Annotated in this window: 17 protein-coding genes; 9 read left to right on the top strand and 8 right to left on the bottom strand. The window is 74.9% G+C overall.

Annotated features, from left to right (window positions below):
• Positions 1 to 227 precede the first annotated feature (227 nt).
• Positions 228 to 737 (top strand): helix-turn-helix domain-containing protein, encoded by a 510-nt coding sequence (locus ACWIX7_RS18910; protein WP_448617956.1) that lies wholly within the window; start codon positions 228 to 230, stop codon positions 735 to 737.
• Here ACWIX7_RS18910 and ACWIX7_RS18905 read toward each other — a convergent pair.
• The 7 genes from ACWIX7_RS18905 to ACWIX7_RS18875 form a co-directional block, all read right to left on the bottom strand.
• Positions 710 to 2,467 carry a proline--tRNA ligase gene (locus ACWIX7_RS18905; RefSeq protein ID WP_448617955.1) on the bottom strand — a complete coding sequence of 586 codons (1,758 nt, stop codon included), beginning with the start codon at positions 2,465 to 2,467 and terminating at the stop codon, positions 710 to 712. The genes ACWIX7_RS18910 and ACWIX7_RS18905 overlap by 28 nt on opposite strands.
• 65 nt (positions 2,468 to 2,532) lie before the next feature.
• A complete protein-coding gene (locus ACWIX7_RS18900) occupies positions 2,533 to 3,630 on the bottom strand; it encodes an amidohydrolase family protein (protein ID WP_448617954.1) in 1,098 nt (365 codons plus the stop codon).
• A complete protein-coding gene (gene ffh, locus ACWIX7_RS18895; RefSeq protein WP_448617953.1) occupies positions 3,627 to 5,228 on the bottom strand; it encodes a signal recognition particle protein in 1,602 nt (533 codons plus the stop codon). The genes ACWIX7_RS18900 and ffh overlap by 4 nt, the downstream gene beginning before the upstream one ends.
• Positions 5,229 to 5,555: 327 nt before the next feature.
• Complete coding sequence (locus ACWIX7_RS18890; protein WP_448617952.1) at positions 5,556 to 5,774, bottom strand: hypothetical protein; 219 nt, start codon at positions 5,772 to 5,774, stop codon at positions 5,556 to 5,558.
• 87 nt (positions 5,775 to 5,861) lie between these two features.
• The gene (locus tag ACWIX7_RS18885) at positions 5,862 to 8,237 is read right to left on the bottom strand and encodes a [protein-PII] uridylyltransferase (RefSeq protein WP_448617951.1); all 2,376 of its coding nucleotides are present in this window, start codon (positions 8,235 to 8,237) and stop codon (positions 5,862 to 5,864) included.
• A 151-nt stretch (positions 8,238 to 8,388) separates the two neighbouring features.
• A complete protein-coding gene (locus tag ACWIX7_RS18880) occupies positions 8,389 to 8,727 on the bottom strand; it encodes a P-II family nitrogen regulator (RefSeq protein WP_091382564.1) in 339 nt (112 codons plus the stop codon).
• A complete protein-coding gene (locus tag ACWIX7_RS18875; protein WP_448617950.1) occupies positions 8,724 to 10,094 on the bottom strand; it encodes an ammonium transporter in 1,371 nt (456 codons plus the stop codon). The genes ACWIX7_RS18880 and ACWIX7_RS18875 overlap by 4 nt, the downstream gene beginning before the upstream one ends.
• A gap of 348 nt (positions 10,095 to 10,442) precedes the next feature.
• Here ACWIX7_RS18875 and ACWIX7_RS18870 point away from each other — a divergent pair, with 348 nt between their 5' ends.
• From ACWIX7_RS18870 to ACWIX7_RS18850, 5 genes are read left to right on the top strand one after another with little or no spacing between them, the layout of a single operon-like run.
• On the top strand, positions 10,443 to 11,144 hold the full coding sequence (locus tag ACWIX7_RS18870; protein ID WP_448617949.1) for an energy-coupling factor ABC transporter permease: 702 nt from the start codon (positions 10,443 to 10,445) through the stop codon (positions 11,142 to 11,144).
• Positions 11,141 to 11,482: a PDGLE domain-containing protein gene (locus tag ACWIX7_RS18865; RefSeq protein ID WP_448617948.1), complete on the top strand. Its 342-nt coding sequence runs from the start codon at positions 11,141 to 11,143 to the stop codon at positions 11,480 to 11,482. Before ACWIX7_RS18870 ends, ACWIX7_RS18865 begins: the two co-directional genes overlap by 4 nt.
• Position 11,483: 1 nt before the next feature.
• Positions 11,484 to 12,266: a cobalt ECF transporter T component CbiQ gene (cbiQ, locus tag ACWIX7_RS18860; RefSeq protein ID WP_448617947.1), complete on the top strand. Its 783-nt coding sequence runs from the start codon at positions 11,484 to 11,486 to the stop codon at positions 12,264 to 12,266.
• Complete coding sequence (locus ACWIX7_RS18855; RefSeq protein WP_448617946.1) at positions 12,263 to 13,072, top strand: energy-coupling factor ABC transporter ATP-binding protein; 810 nt, start codon at positions 12,263 to 12,265, stop codon at positions 13,070 to 13,072. The genes cbiQ and ACWIX7_RS18855 overlap by 4 nt, the downstream gene beginning before the upstream one ends.
• Before the next feature lie 36 nt (positions 13,073 to 13,108).
• Positions 13,109 to 13,294 (top strand): hypothetical protein, encoded by a 186-nt coding sequence (locus ACWIX7_RS18850; protein ID WP_448617945.1) that lies wholly within the window; start codon positions 13,109 to 13,111, stop codon positions 13,292 to 13,294.
• 47 nt (positions 13,295 to 13,341) lie between these two features.
• On the opposite strand, the gene ftsY is transcribed toward ACWIX7_RS18850, so the two are convergent.
• Entirely contained in the window at positions 13,342 to 14,568 is a 1,227-nt protein-coding gene (gene ftsY, locus ACWIX7_RS18845) for a signal recognition particle-docking protein FtsY (RefSeq protein WP_448617944.1), read from the bottom strand.
• Between the two features lie 71 nt (positions 14,569 to 14,639).
• Between ftsY and ACWIX7_RS18840 the strand changes: the two genes are divergently transcribed.
• The 3 genes from ACWIX7_RS18840 (at position 14,640) to ACWIX7_RS18830 (ending at position 19,662) form a co-directional block, all read left to right on the top strand.
• Positions 14,640 to 16,319, top strand: coding sequence for an alkaline phosphatase D family protein (locus ACWIX7_RS18840; protein ID WP_448617943.1), 1,680 nt, complete (start codon positions 14,640 to 14,642; stop codon positions 16,317 to 16,319).
• A gap of 4 nt (positions 16,320 to 16,323) precedes the next feature.
• On the top strand, positions 16,324 to 17,139 hold the full coding sequence (locus tag ACWIX7_RS18835; RefSeq protein ID WP_448617942.1) for an endonuclease/exonuclease/phosphatase family protein: 816 nt from the start codon (positions 16,324 to 16,326) through the stop codon (positions 17,137 to 17,139).
• Positions 17,140 to 17,325: 186 nt separating this feature from the next.
• A complete protein-coding gene (locus ACWIX7_RS18830) occupies positions 17,326 to 19,662 on the top strand; it encodes a glycoside hydrolase family 65 protein (protein WP_448617941.1) in 2,337 nt (778 codons plus the stop codon).
• The last annotated feature ends 87 nt before the right edge of the window (positions 19,663 to 19,749 follow it).

Here is a 19,749-nt window from a genome sequence, read left to right as displayed (position 1 = left end):
CCACCGCCGTGTTCGACCGTCCATCATGCCAGATCCGCGCGACCGGCTACTCCGGCCGGGGCGGCGGCGTCCACCGGTCGCATCGGCTCGACCTCCACGCGGTTGTCCGAGAAGGTCGGCGCGCGGCCCAGGTCGGCGAAGACCGAGGGGCGGGTCCGGCGTGGTCGCTGCTGGTCCTCACCTGGTGCCGGCCCGGCCCGACGTCCCCCGGGCTCACTGCCCGGCGGATGGACGGCTCGTCGGGTCTCACCGGGGTGCTGGGCCGGATGATGACCGACCTGCTGCGCACCCGGGACGTCGTGGGCACCGACCCCGGTGACCGGCTGGCCGGCGAGCTGCTCGAGCTGGTGACCAGCGCAGCCGGCGCCGCTCCCCCACCTCCGGCGGGGTCCCCGCCGGGCGATCGGGCCCTGCTCGCCGCCGTCCGGGCGCACGTGGAGGAGCACCTCGCCGACCCCGCGCTGGACCCACGGTCCATCGCGGCGGCCCACTTCGTCTCCGTCCGGCAGCTGCACCGGCTCTTCGCCGGCGAGGCGGAGACGGCGGCCCGCTACGTGCGGCGTCGGCGGCTGGAGCGGGCCCGCGAGGAGCTGGCCCGCAGCGGCGCCCGCGACCTGCCGCTCGCCGCCGTCACCCACCGCTGCGGCTTCGCCGACCCCTCGGTGTTCGGCCGTGCCTTCCGCGCGGCCTACGGCATGACCCCGTCGCGCTACCGGGCGCTGGCCGCCGGCGACTGACGGACGGCGGCGAGGACGCGGGCGGCGGCCTCGCCGACGGGCACCTCCTCGCGCTCCCCCGTCGCCCGGTCGCGCAGCTCCACGACGCCGTCGGCCAGCCCGCGACCCACGGTGACGATGGTGGGCATCCCGAGCAGCTCGGCGTCCTTGAACTTGACCCCGGGCGAGACCTTCGGCCGGTCGTCGTAGAGCACGGTGAGCCCGGCGGCGACCAGCTCCTGGGCGAGCGCCTCCGCGGTCGAGAACACCGCGGCGTCCTTGCCGGTGGCGACGACGTGCACGTCGGCCGGCGCGACCTCGCGCGGCCAGACCAGGCCCAGCTCGTCGTGGGTGGACTCGGCGATCGCGGCCACGGCCCGGGAGACGCCGATGCCGTAGGAGCCCATGGTGACCGTGACCAGCTTGCCGTTCTCGTCGAGCACCTGGAGACCGAGCGCCTCGGCGTACTTGCGGCCCAGCTGGAAGATGTGGCCCATCTCCACGCCACGGGCGAGCTCCAGCGGGCCGGAGCCGTCCGGGGCGGGGTCGCCGGGCAGCACCTCGGCGGCCTCGATGACGCCGTCCCAGGTGAAGTCCCGGCCGGCCACCAGGTCGAAGACGTGCTTGCCCGGCTCGTTGGCGCCGGTGATCCACCGGGTGCCGGTCACCACCCGCGGGTCGACGACGTAGCGGATGCCCGACGCGCTCCCGGCGCCGAGCACCTGCGGGCCGATGTAGCCCTTGACCAGCTCGGGGTGGCCCTCGAAATCGGTGAACGGCTCGACCTCGGCGGGCGAGACCTGCGCTTCCAGCCGCTTGGTGTCGACCTCGCGGTCGCCGGGGATGCCGACGACGAGCGGCTCGCGGGTGCCGTCGGGGTGCACCAGCGTGACGACGACGTTCTTGAGCGTGTCCGCGGCGGTGTACCCGGCGTCCGGGAACAGCTGCTGCGCGACCGCGACCAGTGTCTGGATGGTCGGGGTGTCGGGGGTGTCCTCGACGTGGGCCTCGGGCAGCCCCTCGAGCGGGATCGGCTCGGGGACGACGGTGCTGACCGCCTCGACGTTGGCGGCGTACCCGCCGGGCGAGCGGACGAAGGTGTCCTCGCCGATCGGGGTCGGGTGCAGGAACTCCTCGCTCTTGGACCCGCCCATGGCCCCCGACATGGCCGAGACGATGACGTAGTCCAGGCCCAGCCGGTCGAAGACCCGGATGTAGGCGTCGCGGTGGGCGGCGTAGCTCTTGTCCAGGCCGGCGTCGTCGACGTCGAAGGAGTAGCTGTCCTTCATCGTGAACTCGCGGCCGCGGAAGAGCCCCGCCCGGGGACGCGCCTCGTCCCGGTACTTCGTCTGGATCTGGTACAGCACGACCGGCAGGTCCTTGTACGACGCGTACAGGTCCTTCACCAGGAGGGTGAACATCTCCTCGTGGGTGGGGCCGAGCAGGTAGTCGGCACCGCGGCGGTCCTGGAGGCGGAAGAGGTTGGGGCCGTACTCGGTCCAGCGGTTGGTGGCCTCGTAGGGCTCGCGCGGCAGCAGCGCCGGGAAGTGCACCTCCTGCGCGCCCATCCGGTCCATCTCCTCGCGGACGACGCGCTCGACGTTGCGGAACACCCGGTAGCCCAGCGGCAGCCAGGTGAAGCCGCCGGGCGCGGCCCGCCGGATGTAGCCGGCCCGCACCAGCAGGCGGTGGCTCGGGACCTCGGCGTCGGCCGGGTCGTCGCGCAGGGTGCGCAGGAACAGCGTCGACATGCGAAGGAGCACGGGCCGAGTCTCCCAGGCGGGGGCCAGCCGTTTCCGGACGGCCTGCGCGGTCCTCAGGCGACGACGCGACCGCGGAGGACGATGCGCTGCGGGCGGGCCAGGGTGTCGAGGTCGGCGCGCGGGTCGGCGTCGTAGACCACCAGGTCGGCCGGCGCCCCCTCCTCGATGCACGGCAGCCCGAGCCACGAGCGCGCCGACCACGAGGCCGCGGCCAGCGCCGCCTCGGACGGGATGCCCGCCACGTGCAGGGCGCGCACCTCGTCGGCGATCCGGCCGTGGTCGATGCCGCCCCCGGCGTCCGTGCCGGCGAACACCGGCACCCCGGCCTCGAACGCAGCCCGGACGACGGCGCCCGACGAGGCGTACAGCCGCCGCATCGTGCTCGCGTAGGTCGGGAACTTCTTCTCCCCCGCCGCGGCGAAACCGGGGAAGTTCTCGACGTTGACCAGCGTCGGGACGACGGCGGTGCCCCGGGCGGCCATCTGCCCGATGAGCTCCTCGGTCAGGCCGGTGCCGTGCTCGATGCAGTCGATGCCCGCGCCGATGAGGCCGGGCAGCGCGTCGGTGCCGAAGGTGTGCGCGGTGACCCGGGCGCCCTCCTCGTGCGCGGCGGCCATCGCGGCCGCGAGGACGTCGGCCGGCCACTCGGGCGCGAGGTCGCCCACGCCGCGGTCGATCCAGTCCCCGACCAGCTTCACCCAGCCGTCGCCGCGGCGGGCCTGCGCGCGGACCTCCTCGACCAGCGCCTCCGGCTCGATCTCGGTGGCCAGGCCGGGGATGTAGCGGCGGGTGCGGGCGACGTGCCGGCCGGCGCGGACGATCGTCGGCAGGTCCGGAGCGTCGTCCAGGGCCCGGGTGTCGACCGGGGAGCCGCAGTCCCGCAGCGCCAGGACGCCTGCGCCCCGCTCGGTCAGGGCCTGCTCGCGCAGGCCGGCGAGGTCCTCGACGGGTACGCCGCCGCGCCCGATGCCGACGTGGCAGTGGGCGTCGACCAGGCCGGGCACCAGCCAGCCACCGCGGCTGACCGTCTCGGCGCCAGGAACCGGGTCGGAGGTGACGCGACCGTCGCGGACCCACAGGTCGCGGTGCTCCCCCTCGGGCAGCACGACCCCCGAGAGGTGCAGTGCCGGCTGCCCCGCCCTCCCGCTCACCGGGAGGGCCGCTCGTCCCCGGGCTGGTCGAAGTTCAGCTTCGTGAGATCTGGGAGGCCCTGGCCCGGGGGCAGCCCGGGCATGCCGCCGGGCATCCCACCGCCCGGGAACCCGGCACCGAAGGGGTTGCCCGCACCCGGCGGCAGACCCGGCGCGCCGACGGGCCGGCGGGCGGGACCGCCACCCTTCTTGGCGGCGCTGCCCTTCCCCTTGCCCTTCTTGCCCTTCTTCGACTGGGCCTGCATCTGCCGCCCGCGGGCCTTCTTCGACATCGGGCCCATGCCGGGCAGGCCCATGCTGCCGGCCATCTGGCCCATCATCTTCTGGGCCTGGGCGAAGCGCTCCAGCAGCTGGTTGACCTCGGTGACGGTGACGCCCGAGCCGTTGGCGATGCGCACCCGCCGCGACGAGTTGATGATCTTGGAGTTGACCCGCTCCTCCGGCGTCATCGAGCGGATGATCGCCGCGGTGCGGTCGAGGTCGCGGTCGTCGACCTGCTTGAGCTGCTCCTTCATCTGCCCGGCGCCGGGCAGCATGCCGAGCAGGTTGGCGATCGGGCCCATCTTGCGGATGGCCATCATCTGCTCGAGGAAGTCCTCGAGGGTGAAGCCCTCGCGGCTGACGAGCTTGCCGGCCATCTTCTCGGCCTGGTCGGCGTCGAACGCCTGCTCGGCCTGCTCGATGAGCGTGAGCACGTCGCCCATCCCGAGGATGCGCGAGGCCATCCGCTCGGGGTGGAAGACGTCGAAGTCGGTGAGCTTCTCGCCGGTGGAGGCGAACATGATCGGCTGGCCGGTCACGTAGCGGACCGAGAGCGCCGCACCACCGCGCGCGTCACCGTCGAGCTTGGTGAGGACGACGCCGGTGAAGCCCACGCCGTCGCGGAAGGCCTCCGCGGTGGTGACGGCGTCCTGACCGATCATCGCGTCAACGACGAACAGCGTCTCGTCGGGCCGGACGGCGTCGCGGATGCCAGCGGCCTGCGCCATCAGCTCGGCGTCGATGCCCAGCCGGCCGGCGGTGTCGACCACGACGACGTCGTGCATGGTGCGCCGCGCGTGCTCGATGGAGTCGGCGGCGACGCGGATCGGGTCGCCGACGCCGTTGCCCGGCTCGGGCGCGAAGACGTCGACCCCCGCCTGGCCGGCGACGATGGCGAGCTGGTTGACCGCGTTGGGCCGCTGCAGGTCGGCGGCCACCAGCAGCGGCGTGTGGCCCTGGGCCTTGAGCCAGCGGCCGAGCTTGCCGGCCAGCGTCGTCTTACCGGAGCCCTGCAGACCGGCGAGCATGACGACCGTGGGCGACTGCTTGGCGTAGCGCAGCCGCCGGGTCTCCCCGCCGAGGATCTCGATGAGCTCCTCGTTGACGATCTTGATGACCTGTTGCGCGGGGTTGAGCGCCTGGGACACCTCGGCCCCGCGCGCCCGCTCCTTGACGGCGTTGATGAAGGCCCGCACCACCGGCAGGGCGACGTCGGCCTCCAGCAGCGCGATGCGGATCTCGCGCGCGGTCGCGTCGATGTCGGCGTCGGTCAGCCGGCCCTTGCCGCGCAGGCCGCTGAAGACCTTGTCCAGGCGGTCGGAGAGGGTCTCGAACACAGCACGTCCTCAGCAGTTCTCGCGGGCGCGGCCGGCCGGTCGCTCCGACCGGCTGCTCGACCTCCGGCGTCCGGGGAACCCCGGGGCCGTCGCGCCACCTCCCGACCAGCCTAACGAGCGCGGGCCGGGGGACGGCGGGATCGACCGGCCGGACCGCGTACGCACCTGGCGACGCGCGGGAACGACCCACCCGCAAGGCCCCGCCGCGAGCCAGGTGACGTCCTGGAACGGCCACCCTCCAGTAGAAGGACCCCGTCCTCCTCACCCCTCGCGAGCTCGGGGCGAGCCTCGGGACGGGGCCGCGACGAGAGCGGGAGGGTCCTCCTCCTACGCGGCGCGGCGGGCGGGCGCGGCCACGGTGGCTCCCGGCGCGGCCGAGAACACCGCCGTCCCGCAGTCGGCGCAGGCCCACTCGGGGCACTCGCCGCCGTCCTCGGTGTGCCCGTCGACGCACGGCGGCTGGACGAAGTCCCGGTCGCCGTCGCAGGAGGGGCAGGGCCAGACCCTGCTCTCGGCTGCGGCGACCTCGAAGGACGTGCCGGTCATGCGGTTGCCTCCTGCCGTCGTCGGCGGGACCGTTCCGTCCCGCTCTCCCCTCGACGGTGGCACGGGGGTACGACAGGACCGCGGACCTCAGCGCGGCGTGTCCGCCGGATCAGCCACCGGGTCGGGCACCGCTCCCCGGACGGCGTCGGCCAGGGCGGCCTCCACCCGGGCCCGCTGGTCGCCGCTGATCGGCTGCCCGGAGGGGTTGGCGACGTAGAAGTGGTCGGCGGCGTCGGCGCCGAGGGTCTCGATCCGCGCCGAGGTGACGTCGAGGCCCTCGGTCACCAGGGCCGCGGTCAGCCGGTAGAGCAGCCCCGCCCGGTCCCCCGCGCGCACCTCGACGATGCCGGTCGCGTCGCCGGTCACCTCGCCGTTGTGCCAGGACACCCGCGGTGGCGTTCCCCGAGCGGCGTCCTGCCGGTAGTCGGCCTCCCGCTGCCGCAGCCGCTCGGCCAGCGGCAGGGTGCCCTCGAGGGCCGCACGCACGGCATCGGCCAGGATCGAGGCCACCGGCGCCCGCCCGAACCTCGGCCGGACGGCGAAGACGGCGGTGGCCCGCTCGCCGACGACGTTGACCTTGGCGGCGCGCACGTCGAGCTGGTTGAGCGCCAGCACCCCCGCGAGCTGGCTGAACAGGCCGTGCCGGTCGGGCGCGACGATCGTCACCTGCTGGCCGTCGGCGACGTCCTCCACCCCGACCGAGATGCCGGTGTCGGCGTCGGCCGGGACGCCGGTGCTCACCTGCGGCTCCCCCGGGTGCAGCACCGGCTCGGGTTCGGGCACCGGGGTGCCACCCAGCCGCGCCTGCACGCGGGCGACGAGCGCGGCGACCAGGTGCGCCTTCCAGGGCGACCAGGCCGAGGAGCTGGTCGCGGCGCCGTCGGCCTGCGCCAGGGCGTGCAGCAGCTGCAGCAACGCGGGGTCGTGCCCGATGGTCGCGGCCACCCGGTCGATCGTGGCGGGGTCGTCGATGTCGCGCCGGGTCGCGGTGTCGGGCAGCAGCAGGTGGTGGCGCACCATCGCGGCCAGCGTGGCGACGTCGGCCTCGACGAAGCCCATGCGGGCGGCGATCCGGGCCGCGATCGGCTCGCCGACCTCGCTGTGGTCGCCGGGCCAGCCCTTGCCGATGTCGTGCAGCAACGCGCCGACCAGCAGCAGGTCGGGCCGGTCGACGTCGTGGGTGAGCTCCGCGGCGGCCGCGGCGGCCTCGACCAGGTGCCGGTCGACGGTGTAGCGGTGCCAGGGGTGGCGCTGCGGCAGCGAGCGGACCCGGTCCCACTCCGGCAGCAGCCGGGACAGCAGCCCCTCCTGGTCCAGCTGCTCGAGGACCGGCACCGCGGACCGCCCGCTGGCCAGCAGCCGCAGGAACGACCAGCGCACCTCCGCCGACCACGGCTCGGGGACCGGCGGGGAGTGCACCGCGAGCACCTTGAGCGTGTACGGGGAGAGCATCAGGTCCTCGCGCGCGGCGGCGGCCGCGCCGCGCAGCACCAGGCCGGGGTCGGCGGCGGGGCGGGCGTCGCGGGCGAGCACGACCTCGTCGCCCTGGCGGACGACGCCCTCGGCCAGCGGCTCGCGGCGGACCCGGCGGTACCGGCCGCGGGGACGGCGGACCAGCGCGGCCTCCACCCGCCGCCAGGTCTCGTCGGCGACGAAGGCCAGCCGGCGCCCGGCCAGGCTCACCTCGCGCAGCAGCGCGTCCTCGTCGGGCAGGCCGAGGGCCACGGCGACCGGGCGCTGCTCCTGCCGGACCAGCACGTCGGCCGGTCGGCCGGTGCGCCGGCGCAGCTCGTCGCGGACGTCGAGCAGGAACGCGTAGGCCCCCTCGACCTCGGCGGTGGGTTCGTCGGCCAGCTGGGCGGCGGCCACCGCCCGCAGCACCTGTCCCTCCCGCAGCCCGCCGTAGGCCTCCTTGAGGTCGGGCTCGAGGAGGAAGGCCAGCTCCCCGACCTGCCGGGCACGGCCGCGGCGCAGGTCGCGCAGCTGGGGCAGCAGCCGGGACGCCGACTGCCGCCAGCTGCCGAGGGTGGCCGCGCGCAGGGTCGCCGCGAGTCCGGCGTCCCCGGCGACGAGGCGGGCGTCGAGCAGCCCGAGGCCGGCCTTGACGTCGGTGGAGGCCACGCCGACGGCCTCGGCGACGGTGCGCACCGAGTGGTCCAGGCGCAGTCCGGCGTCCCAGATCGGGTACCAGACCGCGTCGGCGAGGGCGGCGATCTCCGGGCGCCCCTCGTGGACGAGGACCAGGTCGAGGTCGCCGTGCGGCGGGGGCTCGCGGCGACCCAGGCTCCCGACGGCGATCAGGGCGACGCCGTCGGTGCCGGTGCGCGGCGGCGTACCACCTCGGCGCGCGCGGGGCGGCGGGGTGCCCGCGGCCGCCTCGTCCAGCAGACCGGTGAGCCAGGTGTCGAGCACCCCGCAGCGCTCGGCCCGCGGCAGTGCGGGCAGCGACCCGGTGTCCAGCACGTTCCCCCCTCGCTCCTCTGAGACGTCCCCCGGGACGGCGTCGGCCGGGGTGGCAGGCAACCCCGCCACCCCGGCCGACGGACCAGCTGACCGGTCCCGTCCCGTGGCTCGCGCCGAGCATGCGAGGCGTGAGGAGGACGGGGTCCCTCCGCTACAGGGCGTCGGCGCCGCGCTCGCCGGTGCGGACGCGCACGATCTCGTCGATCGTGGTCACCCACACCTTCCCGTCGCCGATCTGGCCGGTGGAGGCTGCCTCGACGATCGCGTCGACGACGCGGGCGGCCTCGATCTCGTCGACGACGACCTCGATGCGGACCTTCGGTACGAAGTCGACCTGGTACTCCGCCCCGCGGTAGACCTCGGTGTGTCCCCGCTGGCGGCCGAAGCCCTGGACCTCGCTGACGGTGAGCCCGGCGATGCCGATCAGCTCGAGGGCGTTCTTGACGTCGTCGAGCTTGAACGGCTTGACGATGGCGGTGACGAGCTTCACGCCCGGCTCCTCTCGGTGGGAACGGTGGTGCCACGGGCCTCGGCGTGCGCCTGGGCGCCGACCGTCAGAGGGGCGCTGCGCCCTCCGCCGAGGGAGTCGAGGTCGTAGCCCGTCTCAGCGTGCACGACCGAGTCGATGCCGGTCACCTCGTCCTCCTCGGCCACCCGGAAGCGCATGGTCTTGGCGATGACGACGCCGATCACCAGGGTGAGGACGAACGAGTAGACCAGCACGACGCCGGCGCCCAGCGCCTGCCGCCACAGCTGGTCCAGACCGCCGCCGTAGAGGAGGCCGTCGACACCGGCCGTGGTGCTCGCCGAGGCGAACAGGCCCACCGCCAGGGTGCCCCACAGGCCACCGACGAGGTGGACGCCGACGACGTCGAGCGAGTCGTCGTAGCCCAGGCGGTACTTCAGGCCCACCGCCAGTGCGCAGACGACACCGGCGACCAGGCCGATGAGGATCGCCCCGATCGGCGTCACCGACGAGCAGGCCGGGGTGATGGCGACCAGGCCGGCGACGACGCCGGAGGCGGCACCGAGGGAGGTGGCGTGGCCGTCACGCAGCTTCTCGACCAGCAGCCAGCCCAGGACCGCCGCACCCGTGGCGACCAGCGTGGTCACGAAGACCTCGGCGGCCTGCCCGTTGGCGGCCAGCGCGGAGCCGGCGTTGAAGCCGAACCACCCGAACCACAGGATGCCGGCGCCGATCATCACCAGCGGCAGGTTGTGCGGCCGCATCGGGTCGCGCCCGAAGCCGCGCCGCTTGCCCAGCACCAGGGCCAGCGCCAGGCCCGCCGCACCGGCGTTGATGTGCACCGCGGTGCCGCCGGCGAAGTCGATGGCCAGCAGGTCGTTGGCGATCCAGCCACCCGTCTCGGACTCCGCGCCGTCGAAGGCGAAGACCCAGTGCGCGACCGGGAAGTAGACCAGCGTCGCCCAGACGCCGGCGAAGACCATCCACGGGCCGAAGCGGGCTCGGTCGGCGATGGCACCGGAGATGAGCGCGACGGTGAGGATGGCGAACATCGCCTGGAAGGCGACGAAGGCCATCGAGGGCACCGTGAAGACCAGGCTCTCGGGCTGGAAGCCGCCGTCCAGACCGCTGGTGCCCAGCAGCGAGGAGAGCCCGAAGAACTCCAGCGGGTCGCCCAGCAGGCCGCCGCCGATGTCGTCGCCGAAGGCCATCGAGTAGCCGTAGAGCACCCACAGCACGCTGATCAGCGCGAGTGCGCCGAAGCTCATCATCATCATGTTGAGGACGCTCTTCGCGCGGACCATGCCGCCGTAGAAGAGCGCCAGGCCGGGTGTCATGAACAGCACCAGGGCGGCGCTGGCCAGGACCCACGCGGTGTCGCCGGTGTCCACGGCAACCTCCTGACGGATCGGTGTGGCCCGCGTCGAGGGCGGGCCACGGGGCGGGGCCGGGACGTCGGGCGACGCCCCGGGCCGAGGGGCTGAGCGGCGCTCCCTCCCAGGAGGGGGCGACGTGGCGTTCACGGTGCCGTCGGCACGTTTCGGCGACCGGCGCGCCGCTGTTTCCGTGCGGTGAACTCCCGGCCGCGTGTCCGGCTCCTGTGTTCCGGCCGTGTTGCGTCTCCCCCCGATGGGGTCCGTCGCGCCTTGTTGCAAGACGTGTGCAACTGCGAGTCGCCTGCAATAAGGTCGCGTCAGTCGCTCGCCGTCCCAGGCCGGGCGAGCTCCCGAGGAGGCAGCGTGCACGTACCCGACGGGTTCCTCGACGCCCCGACGTCCGCCGCCACCGCGGCCGTGGCCGCCGGCGGCGTCGCCGTGGCCCTCCGCGGCGCGCGGCGCGAGCTGGACGAGCGCACCGCTCCCCTGGCCGGCCTCACCGCCGCCTTCGTCTTCGCCGTCCAGATGGTCAACTTCCCGGTCGGCGCGGGCACCAGCGGGCACCTGATGGGCGGCCTGCTCGCCGCCGTCCTGGTCGGCCCGTGGACGGCGGTGCTCTGCATGACGGTCGTCCTCGTCGTCCAGGCGTTGTTGTTCGCCGACGGCGGGCTCACCGCGCTGGGCACCAACGTGACCCTGCTGGGCCTGGTCGCCGTCGCGGTCGGCTGGGGTGCCTTCCGGTTGCTGGCGCGGTTGCTGCCCACGACGCGCGGCGGCGTGCTGACCGCGGCCGGCGTGGGCGCGTTCCTCTCGGTGCCGGTCGCGGCGCTGGTCTTCGTCGGCCTGTTCGCGGTCGGCGGGGTCGCCGACGTGCCCGTGGGCACGGTGGCCGCGGCCATGGGCGGCGTGCACGTGCTCATCGGGCTCGGCGAGGCGGCGATCACGGTGGCGGTCGTCGGCGCGGTCCTCGCCGTCCGCCCCGACCTGGTGTACGGCGCCCGGGCGCTGCGCCGGGCCACCCTGCTGGCCGAGCGGCCCGCGTCGGTGCCGGCGGGCGCCCGGTGAACGGCAGCCCGGTGCGCACGTCCCGCCGGGGCCGCACCCTGTGGGTCGTCGGGCTGATCGCCGCCCTGGTCGTGGCCGGGGTCGTCAGCTACTACGCCAGCGCCTCCCCCGACGGGTTGGAGTGGGCCGCCGAGCGGTCCGGCTTCCTGGGCAGCGCCCAGGACAGCGCGGCCGCGACCTCGCCGCTGGCCGACTACGGCGTCTCCGGCGTCGACTCCGAGCGCCTCTCCGGCGGGCTGGCCGGGGTCATCGGCGTCCTGGTGACCCTCGCGCTCGCCGGGGGCCTCTCGCTCCTGCTGCGCCGCCGCGGCCGGTCCGACGCGACCGCGGAGGACTGACGTGACCGCAGTGCACGGCGGCGTCCTGGGCGCGGCCTACGTCGCCGGGTCCAGCCCGGTGCACCGCCTGGAGCCGCACCTCAAGCTCGTCGCCGTCCTCGGCTTCGCGCTGGTCGTCGTGGCCACCCCCGTGCACGCCGGCTGGGCCTGGGCCGCCTACGGCGGGTACCTGGCGCTGGTCCTCCTCGCCGCCGCGGTGGCCGGCGTCGGACCGACCCGGCTCGCCAGGGGGCTGGCGATCGAGGTGCCGTTCGTGCTGTTCGCCGTGCTGCTGCCCTTCGTGGCACAGGGGCCGCGCGTGGAGGTCGCCGGCCTCACGCTCTCCGAGAGCGGCCTGGTCGCCGCCGGCGGGCTGCTGGCCAAGGCGACGCTGTCGGTGCTCGCCGCCGTCGTCCTCTCGGCGACCACCGAGCCGCGGGCGCTGCTGACCGGGCTCGAGCGGTTGCGGCTGCCCTCGCTGCTCGTGCAGATCCTGATGTTCATGATCCGGTACGCCGACGTGGTCGGCGGTGAGCTGCACCGGATGCGGGTGGCCCGGGAGTCCCGCGGCTTCGTGGGCCGCAACCTCTCGGCGCTGCGCGTGCTGGGCCCGGCAGCGGGCTCGCTGTTCGTCCGTTCCTACGAGCGCGGCGAGCGGGTGCACCTGGCGATGCTGTCGCGGGGCTACACCGGCCGGATGCCCGGTGCGCCGGTCGCAGCGGTGCCCGCCCGGGCGTGGCTGACCGCCCTCGCCCTCCCGCTGGGTGCCGCCGCTGTCCTGGCGACCGGGCTGCTCCTCGGGTGAGCGCCGCGCAGGAGGCTCCCTCCCCGCAGGGCTCCCCCCGTCCGGAGCCCCCCCTGCTGGTCGAGGACCTCGCCTTCGCCTACCCCGACGGGCACCAGGCGCTCTACGGCGTCGACCTGCGCGTCGAGCGCGGCGAGCGGGTGGCGCTGCTCGGGCCCAACGGCGCCGGCAAGACCACGCTGGTGCTGCACCTCAACGGCATCCTCGCCGGCGGGCGCGGCAGCGTGCACGTGGCCGGGTTGCCGGTCGACCGGCGGAACCTGCAGGAGGTCCGGCGGCGGGTCGGCATCGTCTTCCAGGACCCCGACGACCAGCTGTTCATGCCCACCGTCGGCGAGGACGTCGCGTTCGGCCCGCGCAACCTCGGCCTGCCGGAGCCGGAGGTCGCCCGCCGGGTCGTCGAGGCCCTGGGTGCCGTGGGCATGTCCGGCTACGCCGACCGGCCGCCGCACCACCTCTCCTTCGGCCAGCGGCGGCGGGTCGCCGTCGCCACGGTGCTGTCGATGCACCCGGAGGTCCTGGTGCTCGACGAGCCGTCGTCCAACCTCGACCCCGCCGGACGGCGCGAGCTGGCCGAGGTTCTCGAGTCGCTGCCGGTGACGGTGCTGATGGTCACCCACGACCTGCCCTACGCCCTGCAGCTGTGCCCGCGCTCGGTCGTCCTCGACGGCGGGGTCGTGGTCGCCGACGGGCCGACCCGCGAGCTGCTCGCCGACCCCGACCTGCTCGCCCGCCACCGGCTGGAGCTGCCCTACGGGTTCGACCCGCGGACCGTGCCCGACCGGGCCAGGGCCCGACGGGACTGACCCCTGCGCCGGCGGCCACCGCCCAGGCCGTCCTCCGTGCAGCGCGCCCGCGAGGTCGCCGACGCGGTGCGCGGCCTGCGGGGCGTCACCGTCGTCCCCGACCCGCCGCAGACGCTGGTGCTGCACCTGCTCCCGCGGACCACCCCGGATGCGGAGGCCGCGGCCCCCTGCAGGACCACGCCGGCCCCGTCCGGAAGCCCACCCCGAGCCTGCGAGGGGTGAGAGGGACGGGGTCCTCCGGCGAGCGGGGCGGGGCAGGGGGTCCCCCCTCAGTCCGCCCCGCCGACCAGGGCCTCCGCGAAGGCCTCCGGCTCGAAGGGCGCCAGGTCGTCGGCCCCCTCCCCCAGCCCGACGAGCTTGACCGGGATGCCGAGCTCGCGCTGCACCGAGACGACGATGCCGCCCCTGGCGGTGCCGTCGAGCTTGGTGAGGACGACGCCGGTCACGGTCACCGCCTCGGTGAACACGCGGGCCTGGACGACGCCGTTCTGGCCGGTCGTGGCGTCGAGGACCAGCAGCACCTCGGTCACCGGCGCGACCTTCTCGACGACCCGCTTGATCTTGCCGAGCTCGTCCATCAGGCCGCCCTTGGTGTGCAGCCGGCCGGCGGTGTCGATCACGACGGTGTCGACCTCGCCCTCGATCCCGGTGCGCGCCGCGTCGAAGGCCACCGACGCCGGGTCGGCCCCCTCGCGACCGCGCACGGTGAGGACGCCGACCCGCTCGCCCCAGGTCTCCAGCTGGTCGGCGGCGGCGGCGCGGAAGGTGTCGGCGGCACCCAGGACGACGCTCTTGCCGTCGCCGACGAGGACGCGGGCGATCTTGCCGACCGTGGTCGTCTTGCCTGCGCCGTTGACGCCGACGACCAGGACGATGCCCGGCCGGCCGTCGTGCCGGTCCACGCCGAGGCTGCGGTCGAGGTCGGGGCCGAGCACGGCCGTCAGCTCCCGGACCAGCAGCTGCCGCAGGTCCTGGCCGGAGGCGGTGGCCAGCACCATCGACTGTGTGCGCAGCCGGTCGACGATCTGCTGGGTGGCGGCCACGCCGACGTCGGCGGCCAGCAGGGTCTCCTCGACCTCCTCCCAGTCGTCCTCGGTCAGCCGCTCGCGGGCGAGGACGGTGAGCAGGCCGCGGCCCAGGTTCGACTGCGAGCGGGCCAGCCGGGAGCGCAGCCGTACCAGTCGGCCGGCCGACGGCGGCGGGGTCTCGAAGACCAGGCCGGGCTCCGGGGCGGCCGGGGGCAGCTCGACCTCGGGCGGTGCCTCGGGCGAGACGGCGTCCGGCTCGGCCGTCGTCCCCATCCCGCTGGCCGTCGCCCCCGAGGGCCGGGGCGGCGCCTCCGTCGTCGGCGTGGGCGGGCGCGGCCGGGTCAGCGTGGTGCCGGCAGCGGCATCGTCGTCCAGCCGGGTGGTCCGCCGGCCGCGACCGACGAGCAGGCTGACCCCGAGGACCAGCCCGACGAGCAGGATCGCGATCGCGATCAGCACGAACTCCATGGCCCTCAGTCTCCCAGCACCCGTGTGCGGGGTCGCTGCGGAACCCGCGGCGGTGGGCCACCCTGGGCGGCATGCCGCTGCCCGGCCGGGAGAACCCGGTCCTCCTCCTCGGTCCCCTCCTGCGGCACGTCGACCCGGTGTCGGCGACCGTGTGGGTGGAGACCGACCGGCCCTGCGAGGTGACGGTGCTCGGCCGCTGCGCCCGCACCTTCTGCGTGAGCGGCCACCACTACGCCCTCGTCGTCGTCGAGGGGCTCGAACCGGGCAGCGTCACGCCCTACGAGGTGCACCTCGACGGCGCGCGCGTGTGGCCCGAGGCGTCGTCCACCTTCCCGCCCGGCCGCATCCGGACGCCGGGGCGGCCCGGCCCCTTCCGCATCGCGTTCGGCTCCTGCCGCTACGCCACCCCCAGCACCGTCGACGCCGCCGAGGGCATCCCGCCCGACGCGCTGGACACCTACGCCGCGCAGCTCAGGGAGCAGCCGGAGGAGGAGTGGCCCGACGCGCTGGTGCTGCTGGGCGACCAGGTCTACGCCGACGAGCTGACGCCGGCGACCCGGCACTGGCTGTCGCTGCGCCGGCAGCGACCGGCCCCGGAGGACTCCCAGGTCGACGACTTCGAGGAGTACACCCGGCTCTACGCGGAGTCCTGGAGCGACCCGCAGGTGCGCTGGCTGCTGTCCACCGTCCCGTCCTCGATGATCTTCGACGACCACGAGATGATCGACGACTGGAACACCTCCGCCGCCTGGCGCCGCAAGGTGACCGGGCAGGACTGGTGGACCCGCCGGATCTGCGGCGGCCTGGTCAGCTACTGGGTCTACCAGCACCTGGGCAACCTCAGCCCCCAGGAGCTGGCCGGGAACGCCACCTGGCAGGCGGTGCAGGAGCACCGGGACGAGGCCGAGCCGGTGCTGCAGGCGATGGCCGAGACCGCCGACCGGGATCCGCGCTCGGCCCGCTGGAGCTACGTGCGGCACTGGGGCGAGGCGCGGATGATCATGGTCGACAGCCGGGCCGGCCGGGTGCTGGACGAGTCCGCGCGGGGGATGCTCGACGAGGACGAGTTCAGCTGGGTCGAGGCGGCGATGCGCCGCGCCGTCGACGAGGGCGTCGAGCACCTGGTGCTGGGCACCTCGCTGCCGTGGCTGCTGCCGCACGCCATCCACGAGGTGGAGCGGTGGAACGAGACGCTCGTCCGGCGGCACCTGGGCCGTCCGCTGGGCTGGGTCTCCGAGCAGCTCCGGCAGGCCGCCGACCTCGAGCACTGGGCGGCGTTCGGCGACTCCTTCGAGCGGCTGGGCCGTGCCCTGGTCGGGCTGGCCCGGGGCGAGCAGGGCCGGGCGCCGGCGACCGCGCTGGTCCTCTCCGGCGACGTCCACCACGCCTACGCCGCCGAGCTCGTGGCCCCCGACGGTCTGGCCACGCGGGTGCACCAGCTGACCGTGTCGCCGCTGCACAACCAGGCGCCGCACCCCATCAAGGTGGGCTTCCGGATCGGCTGGAGCCGCTGGGCCCGCCGGCTGACCACGGGGCTGTCCCGCCTGGCGCGGGTCCGCCCGTCGGAGCTGGACTGGGCCAAGCAGGCCGGCCCGTACTTCGGCAACCAGCTCGGCGAGCTGGTCCTGCACGACCGGGACGCTTCCTTCCGGCTGTTCGTCACCCACCGGGACGACGCGGGCCAGGAGCGGCTGGAGCTGGTCGCCGACCTGCCGCTGTCGGACCCGGTCCCGGCGGAGGTGACAGGCTGACGAGGTGAGCGACCCCCTCGGCACGCGGCCCGCTCCGGGCCCCGACCAGCCGCCGATCCCGGTGCGGCTGATCACCTTCAACACCCACCACGGCGTCGGGGACGACGGCCGGCACGACCTGCCGCGGCTGGCAACGGTGCTCGCCGCGGCCGACGCCGACCTCATCTGCCTGCAGGAGGTGGACCGGTACTACGGCGGGCGCAGTGAGGACGTCGACCAGGCGCTGCTGCTCTCCCGGGCGCTGGACATGCAGCTGGCCTGGGGCCCGGCGATCGACGAGCCGCGCCGGGAGGAGGGGCTGCGCCGGCAGTACGGCAACGCGCTGCTGTCGCGGCTGCCGATCCTCGTCAGCGACGTCCACCCGCTGCCCGGCAGCGGCGAGCCGCGGAGCGCGCTGCGGACCATGGTCGAACTCGACGGCGCCGCGCTGTGGGTGACGACCACCCATCTGTCCACCCGCTCGCCGCAGGAGCGCGCCGAGCAGCTCGCCGCGATCGCGCAGCTGCACACCGGGCCGATGCAGACCGGCGTCCTCGTCGGGGACTTCAACGCCGACCCGGGTGCCCCGGAGCTGGCTCCGCTGACCGGGCGGTTCGCCGACGCCTGGGAGCTGGCCCCCGACCGCGAGGACCGGGCCGGCTGGCGCTTCTGGCACGCCCGGCACGGCGAGACGCACCCGGCCCGGCGCCCGCACCGGCGGATCGACCAGGTGTGGGTCTCCCCCGGCGTCGGGGTGGCCCGCGCGCACGTGCTCGACGGCGCCGGCGCCTCCGACCACCTGCCCCTGGTCGTCGACCTGCAGGTGCAGTCAGGGGTCTGAAGTCGCGCACAGCGGGTCGCGCGCTCGACGTGTGCCGCCTGCTGCGTCGTCTGGACGAGCGGCGCTCCTGCGGCGGGACGTCCGCCGCCCCGGATCGCGCCGGGTTGTGCTGACCGGTAGGACAGGGGGCGGACGCCGGCCCTGGGCGTCCGCCTCATTGCCGGACGACGCGAGCGAGGACCGTACGTGGCCGCCCCCACCCTCGACACCGCCCCGTGGCAGGTCCGCGAGCCGCGCGTGGACCCCGAGACGCTCGCCGTCGCCGAGTCGGTCTTCAGTCTCTCGAACGGCTTCGTCGGGATCCGGGGGACGCTCGACGAGGTCGAGCCCTCCGCCATGCGGAGCACCTACCTGTCCGGGGTGTACGAGACCCACCCGCTGTCCTATCCCGAGGGCGGTTACGGGCACCCCGAGGAGGGGCAGGCGCTGCTCACCGTCGCGGACGGCACGCCGCTGCGCCTCCTCGTCGACGGGATCCCGCTGGACGTGCGAGAGGTCCGGCCGCAGGTCCACGAGCGCACGCTCGACCTGCGCGCCGGGACGCTCGACCGCCGCGTGCGCTGGACGTCGCCGTCGGGCACCTCGGTGGAGGTGTCCTCGCGGCGGCTCGTCTCCCTCGTGGAGCGGTCGGTCTGCGCGGTGCGGTACGAGGTCCGCGTCCTGGACGGGCCCGCGCACGTGGTCGTCCGGTCCGAACTGGCCGCCGGGGAGGTGACGCCGGCGGGCGTGGACAACGACGACCCGCGCGTCGCGGAATGCCTGGACGAGGCCTTCGAGCCGCGCGCCCAGATCGGCAACGCGCACGGTGGCGGCGCTCTGGTGGAACGGACGCGCCGGTCGGGCATCACGGTCGCGACCGCGGTCGGTCACGAGGTCGACGGCGGGCGGGTGAGCACGCACGTCGACGAGCAGCACGTCGTCACCACGGTCGCCGCCGACCTGCTCTCCGGAGAGAGCCTCACGGTCGTGAAGGTCGTCGGGTACAACTGGTCGCTCGACGCCGGGTCCGACACCGTCCTCGGCCAGGCCTCGGCAGCCGTGAGCTCCGCACTCGACCTCGGGTGGGAGGGCCTGCTCGCCGGTCAGCGTGCCGTGCTCGACGAGCTGTGGGCGACCGCGGACGTCGAGGTCGACGGGGACCTCGAACTCCAGCAGGCGCTGCGCTACACCGTCTTCCAGCTGTTCTGCTCCGCCGCCTGCATCTCGGGCGCCCCCGTCGGCGCCAAGGGCCTGACCGGCATCGGGTACAGCGGCCACACCTTCTGGGACGTCGAGGGGTTCGTCCTGCCCGCCTTGACCCTGCTGCGCCCGGACGCGGCCGAACGCCTGCTGCGGTGGCGCTCCGGGACGATCGACTCCGCCCGGGAGCGTGCCGCGACGCTGGGGATGGAGGGCGCGGCGTTCGCGTGGCGCACGATCAGCGGGCCCGAGGTCTCGGCGTACTGGCCCGCGAGCACGGCGGCGATGCACGTCAACGCCGACATCGCCCGCGCCTTCTGGCTCCACGGGAACGTCACGGGCCGGGACCTCGACGCCGTCGGGGGGCCGGAGGTGCTGGTGGAGACGGCGCGGTCGTGGATGTCGGTGGGCCACGAGGACGCGGCCGGCGGTTGGCACCTGTACGGCATGACCGGCCCGGACGAGTACACCGGGGTCGTCGACGACAACGTCTTCACCAACCTCATGGCCCGGCGCAACCTCCGGTGGGCCGCCGACGTGTGCGAGAGGCTGCCGGGGCGCGCGTCGGCACTGGGCGTCGACCACGCCGAGACCGCCGCCTGGCGGTCCGCGGCGGAGGCCGTCCACGTCCCGTGGGACGAGGGCCTGCGCGTGCACCCGATGAACGAGGACTTCACGAGCTACCGGGAGTGGCCCTTCGAGGACGAGCGCGACTCCTACCCGGTCCAGGAGCACCACCACTACGCCACGTTCTACCGACGCCAGGTGCTCAAGCAGGCCGACCTCGTCCAGGCGTTGTGGTGGTGCCGCGACGAGTTCACGGCCGAGGAGGTGGCGCGCGACCTCGACTACTACGAGGCGCGCACCGTCCGGGACTCCTCGCTGTCGGCCGCAGTCCAGGCGGTCGTGTGCGCCCAGGCGCAGCACCCCGACCTCGCCCTGCGCTACCTGCGGGAGGCGGCCCTCGTGGACCTGCGCGACGTCCGGGGCGACACCTCGAACGGCCTGCACCTGGCTGCCGTGGGCGGGGCGTGGCTGGCGTTCGTCGCCGGTCTCGGTGGGCTGCGGGAGGACCACGAGGACCTCGAGATCGCCCCCCTGCTGCCGTCCTCGCTCTCGCGCACCGCCTACTCCGTCACCTGGCGCGGCAGGCTGCTGCGCGTGGAGACGACGCGGGAGGGCACCACGGTCAGGCTGGTGCGCGGCGAGGAGCCGGTCACCGTCGTCGTGGACGGCGCCCGTCGGTCGGTCACGGCCGGCGCTGCTGTCCACGTGCCGCTCCGTGCCCCCACCCCGTTGCTCGACGAGCCGAGGCAACCGGTCGGTCGCGAACCACGCACCTGAGGGTGCGCCTCGACCGCCGCTGCGGCCCCGTCCCCGGGCACCGCCCCGAGCCTGCGAGGGGCGGGGAGGACGGGGTCCTCCCACGAG

The organism is Geodermatophilus sp. URMC 65 (assembly GCF_053502545.1).
Note: the sequence above shows the minus strand (reverse complement) of the source record. Positions and strands in the feature narration are given on the sequence as shown.